At 63.5% G+C, this 19516-nt stretch carries 21 protein-coding genes and 1 pseudogene; 16 read left to right on the top strand and 6 right to left on the bottom strand.

All coding sequences use genetic code 11. From position 1 onward, the window contains the following. Positions 1-116 precede the first annotated feature (116 nt). Entirely contained in the window at positions 117-1496 is a 1380-nt protein-coding gene (locus BLT09_RS31335; RefSeq protein WP_091600363.1) for an aspartate aminotransferase family protein, read from the top strand. A gap of 158 nt (positions 1497-1654) precedes the next feature. Continuing rightward, complete coding sequence (locus BLT09_RS31330) at positions 1655-2758, top strand: alcohol dehydrogenase family protein (protein WP_091600362.1); 1104 nt, start codon at positions 1655-1657, stop codon at positions 2756-2758. 440 nt (positions 2759-3198) lie between these two features. Here BLT09_RS31330 and BLT09_RS31325 read toward each other — a convergent pair whose 3' ends face one another. Continuing rightward, complete coding sequence (locus tag BLT09_RS31325; protein WP_091600390.1) at positions 3199-4566, bottom strand: aspartate aminotransferase family protein; 1368 nt, start codon at positions 4564-4566, stop codon at positions 3199-3201. Between the two features lie 272 nt (positions 4567-4838). Here BLT09_RS31325 and BLT09_RS31320 point away from each other — a divergent pair, with 272 nt between their 5' ends. The 3 genes from BLT09_RS31320 to BLT09_RS31310 all read left to right on the top strand — a co-directional run bounded on the left by BLT09_RS31320 (position 4839) and on the right by BLT09_RS31310 (position 6766). Beyond that, on the top strand, positions 4839-5957 hold the full coding sequence (locus tag BLT09_RS31320) for an NAD(P)/FAD-dependent oxidoreductase (RefSeq protein WP_091600361.1): 1119 nt from the start codon (positions 4839-4841) through the stop codon (positions 5955-5957). Positions 5958-6073: 116 nt separating this feature from the next. After that, on the top strand, positions 6074-6292 hold the full coding sequence (locus tag BLT09_RS31315; protein ID WP_091600360.1) for a hypothetical protein: 219 nt from the start codon (positions 6074-6076) through the stop codon (positions 6290-6292). Positions 6293-6406: 114 nt separating this feature from the next. Next, entirely contained in the window at positions 6407-6766 is a 360-nt protein-coding gene (locus BLT09_RS31310; RefSeq protein WP_091600359.1) for a YybH family protein, read from the top strand. A gap of 182 nt (positions 6767-6948) precedes the next feature. Here BLT09_RS31310 and BLT09_RS31305 read toward each other — a convergent pair. Next, positions 6949-7385: pseudogene (locus tag BLT09_RS31305) on the bottom strand (CBS domain-containing protein). A 178-nt stretch (positions 7386-7563) separates the two neighbouring features. On the opposite strand from BLT09_RS31305, the gene BLT09_RS31300 reads away from it, so the two are divergent. Continuing rightward, positions 7564-8001, top strand: coding sequence for a hypothetical protein (locus tag BLT09_RS31300; RefSeq protein WP_091600358.1), 438 nt, complete (start codon positions 7564-7566; stop codon positions 7999-8001). A gap of 101 nt (positions 8002-8102) precedes the next feature. Further along, positions 8103-9293, top strand: coding sequence for an NADH-quinone oxidoreductase subunit D (locus BLT09_RS31295; RefSeq protein ID WP_091600357.1), 1191 nt, complete (start codon positions 8103-8105; stop codon positions 9291-9293). Between the two features lie 15 nt (positions 9294-9308). On the opposite strand, the gene BLT09_RS31290 is transcribed toward BLT09_RS31295, so the two are convergent. Next, on the bottom strand, positions 9309-10061 hold the full coding sequence (locus BLT09_RS31290; RefSeq protein WP_091600356.1) for a metallophosphoesterase family protein: 753 nt from the start codon (positions 10059-10061) through the stop codon (positions 9309-9311). Then, positions 10054-10866 carry a nucleotidyltransferase family protein gene (locus tag BLT09_RS31285; RefSeq protein ID WP_091600389.1) on the bottom strand — a complete coding sequence of 271 codons (813 nt, stop codon included), beginning with the start codon at positions 10864-10866 and terminating at the stop codon, positions 10054-10056. The genes BLT09_RS31290 and BLT09_RS31285 overlap by 8 nt, the downstream gene beginning before the upstream one ends. 163 nt (positions 10867-11029) lie before the next feature. Here BLT09_RS31285 and BLT09_RS31280 point away from each other — a divergent pair, with 163 nt between their 5' ends. Beyond that, positions 11030-11314, top strand: a complete 285-nt coding sequence (locus BLT09_RS31280; protein WP_091600355.1) for an acylphosphatase — start codon at positions 11030-11032, stop codon at positions 11312-11314. Between the two features lie 227 nt (positions 11315-11541). Here BLT09_RS31280 and BLT09_RS31275 read toward each other — a convergent pair whose 3' ends face one another. Then, on the bottom strand, positions 11542-11976 hold the full coding sequence (locus tag BLT09_RS31275; protein ID WP_091600354.1) for a hypothetical protein: 435 nt from the start codon (positions 11974-11976) through the stop codon (positions 11542-11544). Between the two features lie 292 nt (positions 11977-12268). Here BLT09_RS31275 and BLT09_RS31270 point away from each other — a divergent pair, with 292 nt between their 5' ends. Further along, on the top strand, positions 12269-12448 hold the full coding sequence (locus BLT09_RS31270; protein WP_077374092.1) for a hypothetical protein: 180 nt from the start codon (positions 12269-12271) through the stop codon (positions 12446-12448). 183 nt (positions 12449-12631) lie between these two features. Here BLT09_RS31270 and BLT09_RS31265 read toward each other — a convergent pair whose 3' ends face one another. Continuing rightward, positions 12632-13564, bottom strand: coding sequence for a GntR family transcriptional regulator (locus tag BLT09_RS31265; RefSeq protein ID WP_167366589.1), 933 nt, complete (start codon positions 13562-13564; stop codon positions 12632-12634). Between the two features lie 140 nt (positions 13565-13704). Here BLT09_RS31265 and BLT09_RS31260 point away from each other — a divergent pair, with 140 nt between their 5' ends. The 7 genes from BLT09_RS31260 to BLT09_RS31230 form a co-directional block, all read left to right on the top strand. After that, on the top strand, positions 13705-14901 hold the full coding sequence (locus BLT09_RS31260; RefSeq protein WP_091600352.1) for a C45 family autoproteolytic acyltransferase/hydrolase: 1197 nt from the start codon (positions 13705-13707) through the stop codon (positions 14899-14901). Further along, positions 14883-15824, top strand: coding sequence for an ABC transporter permease (locus BLT09_RS31255; protein WP_091600351.1), 942 nt, complete (start codon positions 14883-14885; stop codon positions 15822-15824). The genes BLT09_RS31260 and BLT09_RS31255 overlap by 19 nt, the downstream gene beginning before the upstream one ends. Continuing rightward, positions 15821-16648 (top strand): ABC transporter permease, encoded by an 828-nt coding sequence (locus tag BLT09_RS31250; RefSeq protein WP_091600350.1) that lies wholly within the window; start codon positions 15821-15823, stop codon positions 16646-16648. The genes BLT09_RS31255 and BLT09_RS31250 overlap by 4 nt, the downstream gene beginning before the upstream one ends. A 41-nt stretch (positions 16649-16689) precedes the next feature. Beyond that, on the top strand, positions 16690-18321 hold the full coding sequence (locus BLT09_RS31245; RefSeq protein WP_236473067.1) for an ABC transporter ATP-binding protein: 1632 nt from the start codon (positions 16690-16692) through the stop codon (positions 18319-18321). A 7-nt stretch (positions 18322-18328) separates the two neighbouring features. After that, entirely contained in the window at positions 18329-18772 is a 444-nt protein-coding gene (locus tag BLT09_RS31240) for an MOSC N-terminal beta barrel domain-containing protein (RefSeq protein WP_167366588.1), read from the top strand. Positions 18773-18785: 13 nt separating this feature from the next. Next, positions 18786-19082, top strand: a complete 297-nt coding sequence (locus BLT09_RS31235; protein ID WP_236473063.1) for an MOSC domain-containing protein — start codon at positions 18786-18788, stop codon at positions 19080-19082. 220 nt (positions 19083-19302) lie between these two features. Next, positions 19303-19516: helix-turn-helix domain-containing protein (locus BLT09_RS31230; RefSeq protein ID WP_167366586.1), on the top strand; the 214-nt coding region annotated here is incomplete at its 3' end.

Genomic DNA, 19516 nt, shown 5'->3' with positions numbered 1-19516 from the left:
CGAAAAAGTACGCTTCGCTCCGGTTCTCTGAAGCCACCATTGTCCACTCGGCCTGACCTGAATCTCGACACACCTTAGGCCGCGTCGGGACCATCTTTCTCCAAGGAGTCAAAAAAATGCTCGACCAGTCCAACGAACTCGCCGCCTGGGACCGCGACCACTTCTTCCATCCCTCGACCCATATGGGCACGCATGCGCGGGGTGAATCGCCGACCCGCATCATCGCCGGGGGCGAAGGCGTCACCATCTGGGACAATAACGGCCGCAAGAGCATCGATGCCTTCGCCGGCCTCTATTGCGTCAATGTCGGCTATGGCCGCCAGAAGATATCAGACGCCATCGCCGCCCAGGCCAGGAACCTTGCCTATTATCATGCCTATGTCGGCCACGGCACCGAGGCGTCGATCACCCTTTCCAAGATGATCATCGACCGCGCCCCGCAAGGCATGTCGAGGGTCTATTTCGGCCTCTCCGGCTCCGACGCCAACGAAACCAACATCAAGCTGATCTGGTACTACAACAACGTGCTCGGCCGTCCCGAGAAGAAGAAGATCATCTCACGCTGGCGCGGCTATCACGGCTCTGGCGTCATGACCGGATCGCTGACCGGGCTCGACCTGTTCCACAACGCCTTCGACCTGCCGCGCGCGCCGATCCTGCACACCGAAGCGCCCTACTATTTCCGCCGCGCCGACCGCTCGATGAGCGAGGAACAGTTTTCCCAGCACTGTGCCGACAAGCTCGAAGAGATGATCCTGGCCGAGGGCCCGGACACGGTCGCCGCCTTCATCGGCGAGCCGATCCTCGGCACCGGCGGCATCGTGCCGCCGCCCGCTCTGTACTGGGAAAAGATCCAGGCGGTTCTGAACAAATATGATGTGCTGCTGGTCGCCGACGAAGTGGTCACCGGCTTCGGCCGGCTGGGCACCATGTTCGGCTCCGACCACTACGGCATCAAACCCGACCTGATCACCATCGCCAAGGGCCTGACCTCGGCCTATGCGCCGCTGTCGGGCGTCATCGTCTCGGATAAGGTCTGGCAGGTGCTGGTCCAGGGCTCCGACAAACTCGGCAGCTTGGGCCATGGCTGGACCTATTCGGCGCATCCGATCTGCGTTGCCGCCGGTGTCGCCAACCTGGAACTGATCGATGAGATGGACCTGGTGACCAACGCCGGTGAGACCGGCGCCTATTTCCGCGCCGAACTGGCGAAAGCCGTCGGCGGCCACAAGAATGTCGGCGAGGTGCGCGGCGACGGCATGCTGGCGGCAATCGAATTCGTCGCCGACCGGGACGACCGCGTGTTCTTCGATGCCGCGCAAAAAATCGGGCCGCAGGTCGCGACCGCGCTTGCCGAGCTTGGCGTCATCGGCCGCGCCATGCCGCAAGGCGACATCCTCGGCTTTGCGCCGCCGCTATGCCTCACCCGCGAAGAGGCGGACATCGTCGTGTCGAAGACGGCCGATGCGGTGAATGGCGTGTTTGCCAGCATCTAATTATCGACCTTGGTGCCGCCGCTCATCCGCCTGTCGGCACCTTCTCGGTAGAGAAGGGTCAAGCACCCGGCGCCGGCTGCCCCCCTCTCCCCGTTGTTCACGGGGAGAGGGTAAGGGTGAGGGGCAGCGCCAACCTGGAATATCTGGAAGCAACATCAATGACCTCCAAAGCCCTCCCCGCCACCATGGCCGCCGTGCTTCTGACCGGTCACGGCGGGCCGGAAAAGCTTGTCTATCGCACCGATGTGAAAATGCCCTCGCCCGCCCCGGGCGAGATTCTGGTCAAGGTCACGGCGTGCGGCATGAACAACACCGATGTCTGGGTGCGCCAGGGCGCCTACGGCACGGAGGAAGATGCTGCCGCCGTGTCGACCTGGCGGCGTCAGGGCAATACGCTGACCTTCCCGCGTATCCAGGGCACCGACACGGTCGGCAACATCGTTGCCGTCGGCGAGGGTGTTTCTTCGGCCCGCATCGGTGAGCGGGTGATGGTCGATTTCTCGATCTACAACCGCGACGATGATTCACTCGCCGACATCGACTATATGGGCCATGGCCGCGACGGCGGCTATGCCGAGTACCAGACCGTGCCGGCCGAGAATGCCCATGTCGTCGCCACCGACCTGACCGACGTCGAACTCGCCACCTTCTGCTGCGCTTACCTTACCGGCGAACAGATGCTGGAACGCGCCGCATTGAAGGCCGGCGAGCGCGTGCTGGTCACCGGCGCCTCGGGCGGCGTCGGCTCCGGCATCGTGCAGTTGGCGCGGGCGCGCGGCGCCATTCCCTATGCCGTCGTCGGCAAGGGCAAGGAACAGGCGGTGCTCGACATCGGCGCCGAGGCGGTGATCACCCGTGGCGTCGCCGATCTGCCCGCCGCCGTGAACGACGCGACCGGCGGCCAGCCGATCGACGTGGTTGCCGACCTCGTCGGCGGCGGCATCTTCAATGACCTGTTGCGCATCCTTCGGCCCGAAGGCCGCTACACCACCGCCGGCGCGATTGCCGGCCCGGTCGTGCAGCTCGATCTGCGCACCATGTATCTCAAGCAATTGCAGCTGCACGGCTCCAGCCAAGGCACGCGACACGATTTCCGTCGTATCGTCCGCTACATCGAGGAGAAGAAGATCCGGCCGCTGGTCGGCGGTGTCTACAAGCTCTCCGATTTCCACCGCGCCCAGGCGGATTTCATCGCCAAGGATTTTGTCGGCAAGCTGGTGGTCGTTCCGGACGCCGTTGCGGACCTCGCTGCAACGCGTTGACAACCAAGACTAACAAGGCAATTGCCGCCTCCGAAGCTGCCGATCTCCCCCCTTGCGGGGGAGATGCCGGCAGGCAGAGGGGGGTGCTGTCCCTCCGACCTGTCAATCGATCGCAGCCACGCCCTCAAGCTGGGTTGGCAAGGCTGAAGTCGAAGTTGCGATCCTTCCCACCCCCCTCTGTCCTGCCGGACATCTCCCCCGCAAGGGGGGAGATTGGATGTCGCTTCGGCTTTCGCCAATCACGAGCGTCCTCCGGCCAAAGCCAAATAAGTCTCAGGTCGGGCAGAGATTGGCTTTGCTGATCTTGATGAGCAAAACCATTCTGTGATTTGGCTGCAAACAAGGATTCCTGATCCTCTCCTGCAGCGTTATAAGTTTTTCGCAATTTTCTTATAACGCCGCTTGCGTCGCTCGAGATCACGCCGTTACGCGCGCGCCAATTACGGGACCTGCTTGACCGCGGCTTCAAGCGATCTCTCAAACGCGTCGATCACCTGATCGACCTGGGGCTCGGTGATGATCAGCGGCGGGCAGAAGGCCAGTGCATCGCCCATGTTGCGCGAGATGACGCCGTTCTGCTGCATGAAACCGTTGACGAGCCCGCCCAGCGCGCCGGCCGTCTCCCACGGCGTCTTGTTCGCCTTGTCGCCGACCAGTTCGACCGCCGCGATCAGGCCGACGCCGCGCACCTCGCCGACAAGCGGGTGCGAAGCGAGCTTGCGCAGCCGCTTCTGCATATGCGCGCCGACCGTGCGCGCATTGCCGACGAGATCGCGCTCCTCGATCAGCTTCAGGTTCTCCAGCGCGACCGCCGCCGCAACGGGATGGCCGCCGCCGGTGAAGCCGTGGCCGAAGGTGCCGATGCGATTGCTTTCGTCGGCAATCGGCTCGAAAACCTTCTCGTTGATCAGCAAGGCCGAGATCGGCAGGTAGGACGAAGAGATCTGCTTCGACAGCACCATGATGTCGGGCCTGATGCCGAAGGTCTGCGAGCCGAACATTTCGCCGGTTCGGCCAAAGCCGCAGATCACCTCGTCGGCGACGAGCAGGATGTCGTATTTCGACAGCACCGCCTGGATCTTCTCCCAGTAGCCGGCCGGCGGCACGATGACGCCGCCAGCGCCCATGATCGGCTCGCCGAAGAAGGCAGCGATAGTTTCCGGTCCTTCGGCCAGGATCAGCTTTTCCAAGTCGTCAGCAAGCCGGCTCGAAAACTCTCCTTCGCTCTCATTTGGCAGCGCCTCGCGCCAGTGATGCGGCGTCGAGGTGTGCAGCACATTGGCGATCGGCAGGTCGAAGGAAGTGTGGTTGTTGGGCAGCCCGGTCAGGCTCGCCGAAGCAATGGTGACGCCGTGATAGCCGCGAATGCGGCTGATGATCTTCTTGCGCGCCGGCTGGCCGAGCGCATTCGACCGGTACCAGATCATCTTCATGGCCGTATCGTTGGCCTCGGAGCCGGAATTGGTGAAATACGCCTTGCTCATCGGCACCGGCGCCATCTGCACCAGCTTCTCGGCGAGATCGATCAGCGGCGAATGCGATTTGGAACCGAAGTCGTGATAGTAAGGCAGCCTGGACATCTGGCGCACCGCAGCGTCGACCAGCCGCTTCTCGGAGAAGCCGACCGCGACGCTCCAAAGCCCGGCCATCGCCTCGATATAGCGGTTGCCGGCGAGATCCTCGACATAGATGCCGTCGCCCTTCTCGATGACCAGCGGCCCTGCCTCTTCATGCTTGCGGGCATTGGTGTAGCCGTGCATGTGGTAGCTGATGTCGCGGGCTTCGGGGGAATTCGGTCGAGCGTCCATGATGGCTCCTGTCCTGCATGCCGGGACGTGCGTCCTGCCGCCGTTCGGCGCGCGCATCGGCCTCTGGATTAATGCTGTTTGCTGCATCCGTTTCTTGTAAGGGTGTCAAGCCCTTTCGGAAGGGCCGGCGGATGGACGGAAGACATGCAGAATTTCAGCTTCGGGGCTGCAGAACGCGGGAACCTGCGCCAAGCCGGCTGTGCGCAAGGCCAAGACTTGGTTCCCGAACGGCTCACCAGCAGGCACAACAACAAGGCTGAGGTGGCCTGATCGTGGACCACGTCGACTGCATCGTCGCCGGCGCCGGCGTCATCGGCCTCGCGATCGCGCGAGAGATGGCGCGGCGTGGCATGGACACCCTGATCCTCGAGGCCGAGAACGCCATCGGCACCGGGACGAGTTCGCGTAATTCCGAGGTCATCCATGCCGGCATCTACTATCCGGCCGGATCGCTGAAGGCCCGGCTCTGCGTGGCAGGCCGCGAAAGGCTCTACCGTTATTGCCAGGAGCGGGCGGTGCCGCATGCGCGCTGCGGCAAGCTCATCGTTGCAACAAATGCCGAACAGGAGCCGATGCTCGCTTCGATCCTGACCAATGCCGCTGCTTGCGGCGCGGGCGATTTGACGCCCTTGACCGCAGCAGAGGCGCGCAGGCTGGAGCCCAAGCTGCGCGGCACGGCCGCGCTTTTGTCTCCCGCCACCGGCATCATCGACAGCCACGCGCTGATGCTTGCGCTGCTGGGCGACGCCGAGGAGCACGGGGCAGCGCTCAGCCTCAACACCCGCATCGTCTCGGGCCGCGTTGAAGGTAGCATCGTGCTCGACACGGTCGACAGCACCAGCGGCGAGCGCTTTGAAATCGCCACCGCGCGCTTCATCAACGCCGCCGGGCTCGGCGCCACGGCACTTGCCGGCTCGCTTGACGGGTTCGATCGGCAATTCGTGCCAGAACTTCGCTACGCCAAGGGCAATTACTTTTCGGTTGCCGGCCGGGCGCCGTTCTCGCGGCTGGTCTATCCCGTGCCCGAACCCGGCGGGCTCGGCGTCCATCTGACGCTCGACCTCGACGGCGTCGCCCGCTTCGGGCCTGACGTCGAATGGACCGATCAACTCGACTATCGCGTCGATCCAATACGTGGCGAGCGCTTCTACGACGAGATCCGCAAATACTGGCCGGACCTGGCCGATGGCAGCCTGCAGCCGGCCTATAGCGGCATCCGGCCGAAGCTCTCCGGTCCCGGCGAAGCCAATGCCGACTTCGTCATCCAGGACGCGGCGGTGCACGGCGTGGAGGGCCTGGTCAATCTGTTCGGCATCGAGAGCCCTGGCCTGACCTCAAGCCTGGCGATCGCCGACCATGTCGCGCAGCGCCTCGCGCCGAACGCAAACTAGCCGAGGCGACATCGAGCGAGCGCGCCCGCTGCCAAAAGCATAATCCAAAACGCCCGTAAGCCATCCGTAAGCCCGGGTCGCGGAACCTCGGTCCGTCGATCACCGGGGCCATCGATATGAAGATCCGTTTCGAAGCCATACCGAACCCAAGCTGCCGGTTCGAGATCTGGGACAATGAGACCGGCGAGCCTGTCGTCCATCACGATCGGCTGCTCACCTTCGCCTCGGCGAAATCGGCGGCAAGGATCGCCGACTTTCTCAACAACGGCCGCAGCCACCGGCGCCGCGCCGCCGAATGGTGCGTTGCGACCCGCGATCTCGGCTGGGTAGGATGATCGCCAGGCTGCTCCACCTTGCGATCAGCATGGCGGAGCTTCCGCGGCTCGTCTTCCAACGAAACTTGGCGCAGGATCGAACGCTTTGCTACCGAGCGTCGGAGGAGTCTCGCCATGACCGATGAACCAAGCCGTGAACCGGCGCGTGATCCCCAGGATCTGGAGCGCCTGCTGATCTCCCGGCAATGGGTGAGAGACATCGACGGCATGGCCGCGCTTTTTGAGCCGCATGCCGTCGTCGACAGCGGTGACGGGCGACTGACGCGTGGTCGCGAAGCGATCCGGGCACTCTTCGCCGACATCACCGCAACGGGCCGAAAATTTGCTGCCGGAGATCAGGCTCCGGCCGTTGTCAACGGAGACCTGGCGCTGACGTCAACCCGTCTTCCCGATGGCACCGTAACCGCCGAGGTCGCCCGCCGCCAGGACGACGGAACATGGCTGTGGGTCATCGATCGATTCTCCGTTGCGTAGCGTCGGCCAGGGTGACCCCGGAAATCGATTTTCGCTGGGAATCATGCGCAAACCAAGTGCTCGCGCCTCCGGGCGTGCGGCCCTATAGCGCAAAGGGGTGACTCCAGTACGGTTGTGGATTCGAAGTTCCTGAACGCCGATGCCGTCGATCGAGCAGGAACTTCAAATCTGTTTATGATGCATCAATGCGCCGTCTGCGAATGGTCGCCGCCCGGCTGCGAGATGCCGCCCAGCGCTTCGCCGGCCCATGCGGGTTCGCCATTCGTGGCGAGGTCGCGAGCGAGACAATGCCAACCAGCCGCCGGTCGCGGCTGATCACCGGCATTCGCCGCACTTTGAGTTCGCGCATATTCTGAAGAACATCGCCGACTTCCTGGTCGTCATAGCAGCACTGTACCTCCGCGCTCATCACATCCCTGATCTTGGTGTCGGGACCTCTGCCCTCCGCGATGCCACGGACGGCAATGTCGCGGTCCGTGATCATGCCGACCAGCCGCTCATTCTCACCCACGGGCAGAACACCGGCGTCAAGATCGGCCATGACTCGTGCGGCGTCCCGCAAGGACTGGTCCGGACTGGCGACCTGAACTTTCCGTGTCATGCACTCGCTGATTCTCATGGCTTTCTCCTCAAGCTGCAGCGCCCCGCCGATCCTGTGATGAAGGTGTGATCAGGGGAGAATGTACGCCTGTCGGAATCGTTCCATCCGTGACGGACGGGAACCATAATCCGGGACAATGGTTGTGTGGTCACCAGGTGATCCTCCTCGAGCCAAACGAAAAACGGAAGGAACGATCATGCGCATGTTGACGACAATTGCCGCCCTTTCGGGATTGGCCCTGGCGCAGCCGATTCACGCGCAATCCACCGACCCGCAGCTTCCCCAGATCGCACCTCCGGCTCCGGAAGCCCTGCCCGATCCAAGCTCGCCCAACCAAACGCCTGACCAGGCCCTGCCTGACCAAGCCCTGCCTGATCAAGGTTTCACCGACCAGAATTTTACTGGCATTGCCATTGTCGCCCTCGAGGATTTGCCGCCGGAACTCAAGACGCAAGCCGAGGCCGTGATCACCCAGACCAGCGTTGAAGATCTGCTTACCCTGCAGAGCTCGATCGATGCCTCGCCACAGGCGGCATCGGTGCTGGCGGCGAACGGGCTGGATTCGTCGCAGGTTGTTGCCGCCAACATCGACGGCGACGGCATGTTGACTCTGATCATCCAGACAACCACGTGATTGGCGGGCACGTGATTGGCGGGCACCTGATCGGTGGTCCGGGCGTGGCGGGCCGGAGCACTCGGCTTCGGCCCTGAAACCCGGTACAGCGGAGCAGCGTCATGGTCGAAGCCGCAGTTCGCAACTTCACCCTCAACTTCGGACCGCAGCATCCCTCTGCTCACGGCGTGCTGCGGCTGGTGCTGGAACTGGACGGCGAGGTCGTCGATCGCGCCGATCCCCATATCGGCCTGCTCCACCGCGGCACCGAAAAACTGATCGAGTACAAGAACTATCTGCAGGCCCTGCCCTATTTCGACCGGCTCGACTATGTCGCGCCGATGAACCAGGAGCATGCGTTCTGCCTAGCCGCCGAGAAGTTGTTGGAAATCTCGGTCCCGAGGCGCGGACAGCTCATCCGTGTTCTGTTTTGTGAAATCGGCCGGCTCTTGTCGCATCTCCTCAACGTCACGACACAGGCCATGGATATCGGCGCGCTGACCCCGCCGCTCTGGGGTTTTGCCGAGCGCGAGAAGCTGATGGTGTTTTACGAGCGCGCCTCCGGCGCCCGCATGCATGCGAATTATTTCAGGGTCGGCGGCGTGCACCAGGACCTGCCTCCGAAGCTCCTGGACGATATCTGGGCTTTCTGCGATCCGTTCCTCAAGGTTTGCGGCAACCTCGACGAATTGCTCACCGAAAACCGTATCTTCAAGCAGCGCAATGTCGACATCGGCACAATCGGGCTGGAAGACGCCTGGGCCTGGGGCTTCTCCGGCGTGATGGTGCGCGGGTCGGGCGCGGCGTGGGACTTGCGCAAGGCACAGCCCTATGAATGCTACCCCGAGATGGATTTCGACGTTCCCATCGGCAAGAACGGCGACTGTTACGACCGCTACCTGGTCCGCATGGAGGAAATGCGCCAGTCGGTGCGGATCATGAAGCAATGCCTGGAGAAATTGCGATCGCCGGAAGGCCAGGGGCCGGTGGCAATTCCGAACCACAAGATCACCCCGCCGCCGCGGGCGACGATGAAACGCTCGATGGAAGCGACGATCCACCATTTCAAGCTCTACACGGAGGGCGTTCGCGTGCCCGCCGGAGAGGTCTATGCCGCGGTGGAGGCGCCGAAGGGCGAGTTCGGCGTCTATCTGGTTTCGAACGGCGGCAATACTCCCTATCGGTGCAAGATCCGGGCGCCGTCCTTTGCCCATCTGCAGGCGATGGATTTTCTGTCGCGCGGGCACATGATCGCCGATGTCGCCGCGATCATCGGCTCGCTCGATATCGTGTTCGGCGAGATCGATCGCTGACCAGGCGCGGGGTGTTCAGATTTCGAGCAGGGCATAGGGACGGCCGGTCGGCTTCGCCACGTGCATGGCGACGTTATACACCGGGGCGCCGCCGGGCGTGCGACCTTCATAGACGCCGCGATGCGCGTGGCCATGCACCACGGCGCTGACCTTGAACCGGTCGATCGTCTCCGCCAAGCGCGACGAGCCCAGGAACGGAAAAATCTCCAATGGCTCGCCGGCGACCGTCTCGACCACCGGAGCGTAGTGCAGGACGACAAGCGTGCGCTCGGTGCGGACCTGCCGCATTGCGTTTTCGAGGCGCATCGATTCGCTGACGCTTTCGGCGACCATCGCCTTGATCGCCGGCTCGCCGAAGGAGCCGAGCATGCGCGATCCAAAACCGCCAATGAACCCCTTCACGCCGACAAAGCCGACGTCCTTGATTTCCGTGGTCTGGCCGTCAAGAAGATGGACGCCCGCCTGCCGCAGGATGTGGGCGACGTCCTCGACCGCGCCGGATTCATAGTCGTGGTTGCCGAGCACGGCGACGACCGGGATTGCGCAGGCGCGCAAATCCTCCGCAAGGATTTCGGCCTCACGCGGCTTGCCGAGATTGGTGAGGTCGCCAGTGAGCACGAGGACGTCCGCTTCGCGCGAAACTTCGCCGAAGAGATCACGGCAGGAGGCCTGCGCGTCTTCCCGCACATGCAGGTCGCCGACAGCCGCAATCCTCACGGTGCGGCCTGTCTCGGTTGTTGCCATGGCAGCTTCGTTCCTCTCAGCCATCGCGAAATTCTCCTGTTCCGCCGACTCCGGCAAAGCCCCATTCCTTGACGTCGATCTCGTAGTCGGTCGGCGAAAGCAGGCGCCCGCGGCAGATCTTCATTCGGGGCGTAGGCAGCTCCCTCTGCTTGGCGAGTCGGTCAAGCAATTCGTCGAGCAGCCAAGCGGGAATGTGATCGCGCTCGCTCGGATAGATCCAGCGGAAATTCAGAAGCTGCATCAGCAGCACCTCCCAGTGAACTTCGAGGTAGGAAAGCAGCCGGCGCCAATCGATCTGATCCTGCGCCTTGAGGATGGTGTGAGCGATGTCGGCGCCGTCGTGGCGGCCTCTGTCCTGGATGAAGCATTTGGACCAGATAAGCTCGGTCGGACCGACGATCCGCACCTGACTGCCCAGCAGCTCGATCTGCCGAGCATGCTCCAGCCACTCGTCGCCGACGGGCATGGTGCCGTTCGCGGATGCGAATATGACGTCAAAGAAATGCGTGCTCTTGAAGACCTTGCCAAGCCACCGGTCGTCCACGATCTCGACCGCAAAACCGGCCTGCTTGAAATGGGCGAGGATGCGGGCAAAGTCGCCGGCCTTGCAGAAAATGTCGAGGTCTTTGGTCTGGCGCGTGACGCCCGTATAGGCGCTCACCGCGTAGGTGCCGGCGACAAGAAAGGGGATGTCCGTCGCGGCGAGTTCGCGGATCGCCTCTGTATAAAAGACCTCGGCCTCGGCGTGTTGAAGCGTCGGCGCCGCTTTCGGATCGATCGTCGGAACGGATGCCGGGATGGCGCCTCCCGTTGGAGAATCGTTGGTCATGAAATCGTGGCTCCGAGGCCCAGCAACCTGCAGCTGTCCGTCTTTTAAACAAAGCCGCCGCCGCATGGTTCCGTTGCCGAGATCATGCGTAAATGTGATGGCGGAGCCTTTTTCGCCGCTGGTGAGTTGAAGGTGTGAACAAACCAACTGCACGGAGGTGACCATGGAGAACGGGCGCAAGGCGGTACGCGTCAGACTGATGGGAAGGGTGCAAGGCGTCTCGTTTCGCGTGTGGACACGGACCGAGGCCGAGAGGCTCGGTCTGTCCGGATGGGTTCGCAATGAGGAGGATGGATCCGTAACCGCACTGATCGTCGGAGCCGACGGCGCGGTTTCGACCATGTTGGACCGGTTGTGGAAAGGGCCGACCGGAGCGTCGGTCTCCAGCGTGACATCCCACGACGTCGATGCCGGCCAGGAGCCGAACGGATTCAGGATCATCGGCTAGGAGCGTGTACAGGGCGCCCGCCGACTGAAATCCGCCCATCCCTGTGGTATCGAGCCTATGGTTCGAGCTTCGCCGATGGCGGATCGCCGCCGAAACGGCCTATCCGCTCATCAACGACCACTGATGCGAGGCGTGGAAATCACTTCGCCGCCCCCATCACCCGAACATGCCGGCCCCTGGCACAAATGCCGGCAGCGTGAATGCCCGTAGCGTCAATGCCCGAAGCGTCAGTGCATGAATATTCCTCGCAGCCAGGCGAAGAAACCAAACCTCTCGGACATTGCCGCGCGGACTCGAGAGGCAGCCCATCGCGCTCGTATCGAGGCGCCGACATGGCAATGGCAGACGATTTCGTGCAGCTGCCAGTCGGTCAGTTCGAAGAAGCGCTTGGCTTCACCGTAAGTGTCATCTCTCAAGCCTTGCGCGCGAAAGATCGGGTCCTCGAAGGCAACCGTGAGAGGCGAGTCGTTGTAACGCATTTTCTCGCGTATCTCAGGGGACTTGTATTCGGTGCCGGTCAACGCTTCGAGACGTCGATCGGGATTTTTCTCCAGCAGTTTCGCCCAACGTTCGAGACGCTGGCTTCGAGTCGCTACGAGGTCTGTTGCTTCAGCGTGAACGTCGGCAACGGTATGCAGTTGGTCAAGTGTTTGGTGCTTCACGGCCGCCTCCTATTCAGCAGGTGAGTTCGTCCCACCCTGAAATGGAAATTATGGCGCTCCACGACGCCGGCAAGGCCCTCATGCGCGGACCATTCGATCACTTTTCTGACGGCCCCGTCCGGCCACCAATGCCGATGCCTGCGTGGATCATCGGAGTTCGCGTCGGAACCATAGGCATGCGTGGTCGTTCTGCGTGCGTCAGCCCGAGCGAAAACCGATCGGGGTGGCATCAAAAATCCCAGCCGACGTCGGCGACCCGCCAGGCAGAGTGCGAGCGGAAGGAAATCACACCATGGCCATTCTTCCCACTCCCGAACCAACGCCCACTCCCGCGCCCACACCGCCGCCGTTTCCTGAACCGAAGCCGGTGCGTGAGCCGGACCCGGACAGACTTCCCGACGAAGCTCCTGTCCCCAATCCGGATGAAAATGATGCGCCGCTGAAAATCGGTCCCAAAAATCCCGGCATTTGACGGAGCGGAGACGCTCGTTCCAGATCGGCCAGTCCCGCATGGATGCCGGATGGCGTCAGCGCATTGGCTCACTGAGCGGCCAGCATGCGGGCTGCGGTCGCAGTCGTCTCGGTGCTGTCAGCGGTGATCAGGCGGCGCGGAAAATGACGGCGGAAATGCTCATCGTCGCCAACATCGCAGGCATCAGATCGAGCGCTGCGGCGAAGCGAACTCGGATGCCTGCCTTAGATGCTGGCGCAGCAGCGCCTCGGCCCATTCGATCTCGCCCGCCTCGACGGCATCGAGGATGGCCAGATGTTCCCGGCAGGACTGCTCGATGCGTTCCGCCGGCAGTTCCTCGAAACCCGCCGACTCCTGCAACCGGCGCAGATTGTTCTGCTGGCGCACCGCATCCGCCAGGAACCGGTTGCCGGAACAGGCCGCAAGCCCTTCGTGAAAGGATGCATTGATCCGGAACCATTCGTCGCCGCCGATCAGCGTCTTGCCCGTCGACACGATCGCCAGGATGCGCTGGTGAGCGCGGCGGACCGGCGCCAACTGCTGAGGATCCGCATTGAACATGGGCGACCGCAGCGCCGCGCATTCGACGGCCATCCGGAATTCATAGCTTTCCCTGTAGGCGTCCTCGCCGACCAGTGTGTCGGCGAAACGCCAGCCATGCCCCGGCAGGCGCTGCACCAGCCCTTCGGCGGCAAAGCGGAGCAAAAGCTTGCGCACGACGCCGCGCGACACCTGATAGCGCGGCATCAGTTCCGCCTCGGACACCTCCTGCGGCAGCTGGCCGAGCGCGCGCTCGCGCATCATCCTGCGGTAAAGCTCCTCGAGCGGTGAACTGGGCAGGATATCTTCAGGGTCGAGGTCGGCGACCTCGCGCGCCAATTGCAGCCCCCTCGTCTCGAACGGGCTCAAGATGCCCTGGGCGACCAGCAGCTCCAACGCCGCGCTGATCGGAGAACGCGAGACGCCGAAGGTGCGGGCAAGGTCGGGCACCGAGACGCGGGTTCCAACCGTCCAGCCCGAATCCCTGATCCGCTCCAGGATCCGCCGCGCCAGATCGATCTGCAGCGGACTGGCCGCCTCGCCGCGCGCCGGCCGGTCGATGATCGTTTCACTCATAGGCACTTCCTCAGGCGTACGCATCTTCGCATTATAGATATGCGCCACGCAGTTCGAACTGGCAATCTATCGAATTTTCCTGCTTTTCATTCAATCAAAATGCATTAGTATCCGAACTCAACGAGTTGAGGCTTCCCTTGATGACAACAGTCGCACCTTTTCCGCTTGTCGAGATCGAAGGAGCGCCGAAAGCGCGCGGCATGGCCTATGGCGAACAGGCGCGCGGGCGCATCGGCGCTTCGGTGGCGCTCTACGCCGGCCAGCTCGACCGGTTCGGCTTCGGGCGGGACGATGTCGCGCGGTTTTCCGAAATCTTCCTGCCTCGCTTGCGGCAATGGGCGCCCGATCTCGTCGAGGAAATGCAAGGGATCGCGTCAGGCGCCAATCTCGACCTGTCCTCGATCGTCCTGGTCAACGCGCGCACCGAAATCCTGCAGCTCGCCCGGCGCGAGAAAGGCATTTCCGACGACGAGCCCGACGGCTGCACGGGCGCTGTGATTTTGCCGGAGGCGACCCGCGACGGCAGGCTCATCCATGGCCAGAACTGGGACTGGAAGGCCGAATGCGCCGAGACCTCGGTGGTGCTGCGCATCCGGCGAACGGACGGGCCGGACCTCCTGACCTTCACCGAAGCCGGCGGACTGGCGCGCAGCGGCTTCAACGCCGCCGGCATCGGCATCACCGCGAACTATCTCGAATCGGACCGCGACTACCGCGACATCGGAATTCCGCTGCCCTTCATCCGGCGCCGGGCGCTTGAAGCGCAGCATTTCGCCGACGCCATCAAGGTGGTGGCGACGACACCGAAATCCGGCTCCAACAACATGATGCTCAGCACCGCCGAGGGCTTCACGGTCGATTTCGAATGCGCGCCGGACGAGGCCTTCGCCATCTATCCGGACGACGACATGATCGTCCACGCCAATCACTGGCAGAGCCCGGTGGCGTTGTCGAAGCTGCGCGAAACGGGGCTTCGCGACGTGCCGGACAGTCTCTACCGGGACCACCGCGTGCGCCGTCGCCTGTCGGCGCGGCATGGGGACGTCACGATCGACGATTTGAAGGAAGCCCTGTTCGACGATTTCGCTTCGCCGTTCAGCGTCTGTCGTCCGCGGATCAGGAAGAAAGGCGGCAACCTCTCGGCGACGGTGGCGATGATCGTCTTTGAACCAGCCGCCGGCATCATGGAGATCGCACCGTTGCCGGCCGAGAACCGCGAATTCACCCGCTACGAACTTACCCTCGACGACGAGGTCCGCGAGCGCGCCGAGAAGGCGATGCCGGCACGGGGGAGACCTTCGATATCACAGGAGAAACGATGGTCCGCTTTGTCCTGACCCGCATCGCCAGCGCCATACCGACCCTGATCCTGGTGTCGGTTGCGGTCTTCGTGATGATGCGCTTCATCCCGGGTGATCCTGCGACGCTGATGCTGGGAGACCTCGCACAGCCCGGACAGGTCGAAGCCATGCGGCATCAGATGGGGCTCGACCAGCCTGTGGTGGTGCAATATCTAATCTGGGCCGGCAACGTCCTTACAGGCGATTTCGGGCGCTCGATCGGCAGCGGGCAAGAGGTGCTGCCGCTGATCCTCGACCGTTTTGCCGTCTCCTCGATCATCGTCCTCCTGGCCGTGCTTGTCGCCTCCGCCATCGCCGTGCCGGCCGGCATGCTGGCCGCCTGGAGACAGGACAGTCTTGGCGACATCACCGTCGTCGCCACCTCGACCATCCTGCTCTCGATCCCCAGTTTCTGGCTGGGTCTGATGCTGATGCTGATCTTCGGCCTCTATCTCGGCTGGCTGCCGATCGTCGGCTACGTGCCCTTCAGCCGCGACTTCGCGCAAGCCGCTCTCTATGTGATCCTGCCCGTGGTCACCCTGGTGCTCGTCGAGTCCGGCCCGATCGCGCGCATGGCCAGGGCCAGCACGATCGAGGTGGCGCGGCTGGAATACATCACCCATGCGCGGGCAAAGGGACTTTCCGAAAGCGCTGTGATGTGGCGCCATGCTTTCAAGAACGCCTTCGCGCCCACCTTGACCCTGATCGGCCTGGTGCTCGGCAGCCTGCTTTCCAGCATCGTCGTCATCGAGACCGTCTTCACCATTCCCGGCCTCGGCCGGCTGCTGGTCGACGCCATCTATGCCCGCGACTATCCGGTGATTCAGGGAACGATGCTGTTCATCGCCTTCATCTATGTCGTGGTCAACCTTCTCGTCGACCTCGTCTATCCGCTGCTCGATCCGAGGGTCGCCGCATGATCGCCCGTGCGCGCGGCCGGCCCGGCCTGAAATTCAATGCGACCTTCGGGGTCGCCGTCACCGGGGCATTGATCCTTCTGGCTGTGTTCGGTCCATGGATCGCCCCCTACGATCCGCTCAAGCTCGATCTGCCGTCGCGGCTCAGCGGGCCGTCGCCCCAGCACCTGCTCGGTGCCGACGAGTTCGGGCGCGACGTGCTCAGCCGCCTCGCCAGCGGCGCGCGGACCAGCGCCTGGATCGCTTTTGCGACAGTCGCCTTCGCCTTGATCCTAGGCATCGTGTTCGGCGTTCTCGCCGGTTTCCTGCGCGGCTGGGTCGATCGCGTCGTCATGATGGTCAACGACGCCTTCCTCGCCTTCCCCGGCCTGCTTCTGGCGCTCGGCCTGATAGCGGTGATCGGCGCCAGCCGCGAGGGTATCATCGTTGCGCTCGGGCTTGCCTACATGCCGATCGTGGTGCGCGTGGTGCGGGCCTCGGTGATGTCCATTCGCGAGCGGGAATATGTCGAGGCCTCGCGGGTGATGGGCAACAGCGAGATCATCACCATGGCGCGGCACGTGCTGCCCAACTGCGTCGCCCCGATCATCGTGCTCGCCACCACCATGTTCGGCTGGATCATCCTGTCGGAGAGCGCGCTGAGCTTTCTTGGACTGGGCGTCCCACCTCCGGCGCCGAGCTGGGGCAACATGCTGTCGACGGCTCGGCCCTATATCGGCCAGGCGCCGCATCTGATCATCCTGCCGGGTCTCTGCATCTCGATCACGCTGCTCGGCATCAACATGCTGGGCGACGCGGTGCGCGACTGGCTCGACCCGAAAATGTAGGTCCTGGAAACATGCTCGTGCCGACCGCGGACAACAACACGATGCTTTCAGTACGCAACCTGTCGATCTCGGTCGGGCCATCGGGAAAGCGGATCGTCGACGGGCTGAATTTCGACCTCGCCCCCAGTGACATGCTGGCGCTGGTCGGGGAATCCGGTTCGGGCAAGACGATGGCGGCCCGCTCGATCGTGAGCTTGCTCCCTGCCCCGCTGGTCACGACGCCGGACAGCAGCATCCACTTCGAAGGACAAGAGCTCACCGGCCTCGCCGCAAAGGCGCTGCGCCGGATACGCGGTGCGCGGATCGGCATGGTTTTCCAGGAGCCGATGGTCTCGCTCAATCCCGCCGTCACCATCGGCGAGCAGATGGCGGAGGGTCTGCGCCTGCATGGCGCCATGTCGCGCGCCGAGATAAAGGACCGCTCGCTGGCAATGCTGGAGAGGATCCAGATCAAGGATCCCGGCAAATGCCTTGCGGCCTATCCGCACGAATTCTCCGGCGGCATGCGCCAACGCATCATGCTCGCATCGGTCATGCTGCTCAAGCCGCGCCTGCTGATCGCCGACGAGCCGACCACCGCGCTCGACACGCTGGTGCAGCGCGACGTGCTTGACCTGATGGTCGAGCTGACGCGGGAGAACGGAACCGCCGTCCTGCTGATCAGCCACGACCTCGGCATGGTGTCGCACTATGTGAACAACGTGACGGTGATGTGCGAAGGCAAGGCGGTCGAACAGGGAAGCAGCACCCAGGTGCTTCACGCACCGCAGCACGATTACACGAAGCGGTTGGTGGATGCGCTTCCCAAGCGCAGCGCCGGCGGATCGAGAAAAACCGTCGACGGCCCGCCCCTGGTCGAAATCAGCAATGTCGTCATCGACTATCCGGGCCGTCCCAGGCTGTTTGGGCGCGCGCAGCCGAAGCGCGCCGTCGACGGCGTCGACCTGACCATCCGGCGCGGCGAAACCCTGGCGCTGGTCGGCGCGTCGGGCTCCGGCAAGACGACGCTCGGGCGCGCCATTGTCGGTCTCGTCAGGCCGGCCAGTGGAACGATCTCGTTTCTTGGCACGGCGATTGCAAACGATCGATCCGCTGATGCGCGTGCGCAGCGTCGTGGCATGCAGATCGTCTTCCAGGACCCCTATTCGTCGCTCGACCCTCGCCAGTCGATTGCCGAGATCATCACCGAGCCGCTGAAGCTCGACACCGAATTGGACCGCAAGCGGCGGACCGCGCGCATGGATGAGGTCATCGAGGAAGTTGGGCTGACACGCGACCTTCTCGAGCGTTTCCCGCATCAGCTTTCGGGCGGCCAGCGCCAGCGCGTCGCGATCGCCCGGGCGATCGTCAGGCGACCGGCCTTCGTCGTCGCCGACGAGCCGGTCTCGGCGCTCGACATGACGGTGCAGAAACAGATCCTGCTTCTGATCCGGTCGTTGCAGGAACGCTACGGGTTCGCCTGCCTGTTCGTCTCGCATGATCTGGGTGCGGTGGAGCAGGTTGCCGATCGGGTCGCCGTCATGCAGGACGGAAGGATTGTCGAGATCGGCGACCGCGACGACGTCTTCGATCGACCGCGCCACGCCTACACACGCGCCCTTCTCGATGCCGCGATGCTGATCGATCGCCATTTCGCCGATGGCGCGGGCGCACGCAAGGCAGTGGCTCGATGAGGACGGCATGGCTCGTCGCCGAATCATGACAGCGTTTGGCCGTATCAAGGAGATCTGGCGATACCCCATCAGTTCGATGGGCGGCGAACGGCTGGACGGGACTGAGCTTGCGCAGGGCGGGATTCCGGGCGATCGGATCTGGGGCATCATCGACCGGCGCGACGGCGCTGTTGCCGCGCCGGAGAAGCGAAAACACTGGCGACCGCTGCCCAACCTTGTTGCAAGGCTGAAGGGCGACCGGCCGGAAATCGGCTTGGACGGCTCCTGGATCGATGCCGGCTCCAGCCTCGCAGGCGAGCTGGTTTCGGCCTTCCTCGATTTCCCGGCGGCGCTGCACCCACATGTCCGCTTCGGCTCGGAAGCCCGGGATCATATCGCGCCACGCTATCAGCGCGCCGACATCCACATCGTCACGTCAGCCCTCGATGAACAGGCTCGCCGGCCTGATTGAGGATCCTTCGCAAGTGGATTCCAGACGGTTCCGGCCCAACATCGTGATCGAAACCGACGCTTCGCGGGAAGGTTTCGTCGAGCAGCAGATCATCGGGAAAGTGCTGGCGATCGGCAAGGCGCGGATCGTGATCTCGGAACCGTGCGCGCGCTGCACCTTCACGGCGCTGGCGCAAGGCGATCTCGCCTTCGAGCCGGCAGTGCTGCAAACCATAGCGCGCCATGGCGAGGGCGGCTTCGGCGCGCTCTGCCAAATCATCGAACCGGGCAAGATCGGGCTGGGCGACCAGGTCACCTTGAAGGAAGCCTGACCTTTGTCCAGCTTTCGACGCCGGACGGCGGCACGTCGTGACGCTGGTGGTGAACATCCAACGCTTGGCGCCGGGGGCGAATACAGCTCACGATCATTTTTCTCCCCTTCCGCGGGATGTTTGGACCGGAGACATCGCGAACAGGTGTGCGAAGACATCGCGAACAGTTTTGCGCATTGCGCGCGAGGGGTTCGGGATGCCATTCAAGGACAAAAGCGCGATGAAACAGAGGTTGGAGTTCGTGAGGCTCGCCTCCGCAGAGGGGGCGAATGTGAGCGCGTTGTGTCGGCGCTTCGGTATCGGACGGACGTGCGGCCACAAGCTGCTTTTGCGCTACCGGAGCGAGGGCGAGGCAGGACTGGCCGAGCAGTCGCGGCGGCCGCGATCGAGCCCGGCGCAGTGCGCGCCGGAGGTGGAAACGGCTGCACTTGCGG

It is taken from the genome of Mesorhizobium muleiense (genome assembly GCF_900099905.1).
In the GTDB taxonomy this organism is placed as follows: Bacteria; Pseudomonadota; Alphaproteobacteria; order Rhizobiales; family Rhizobiaceae; genus Mesorhizobium; species Mesorhizobium muleiense.
This window is presented reverse-complemented; position numbering and strand designations above follow the sequence as displayed.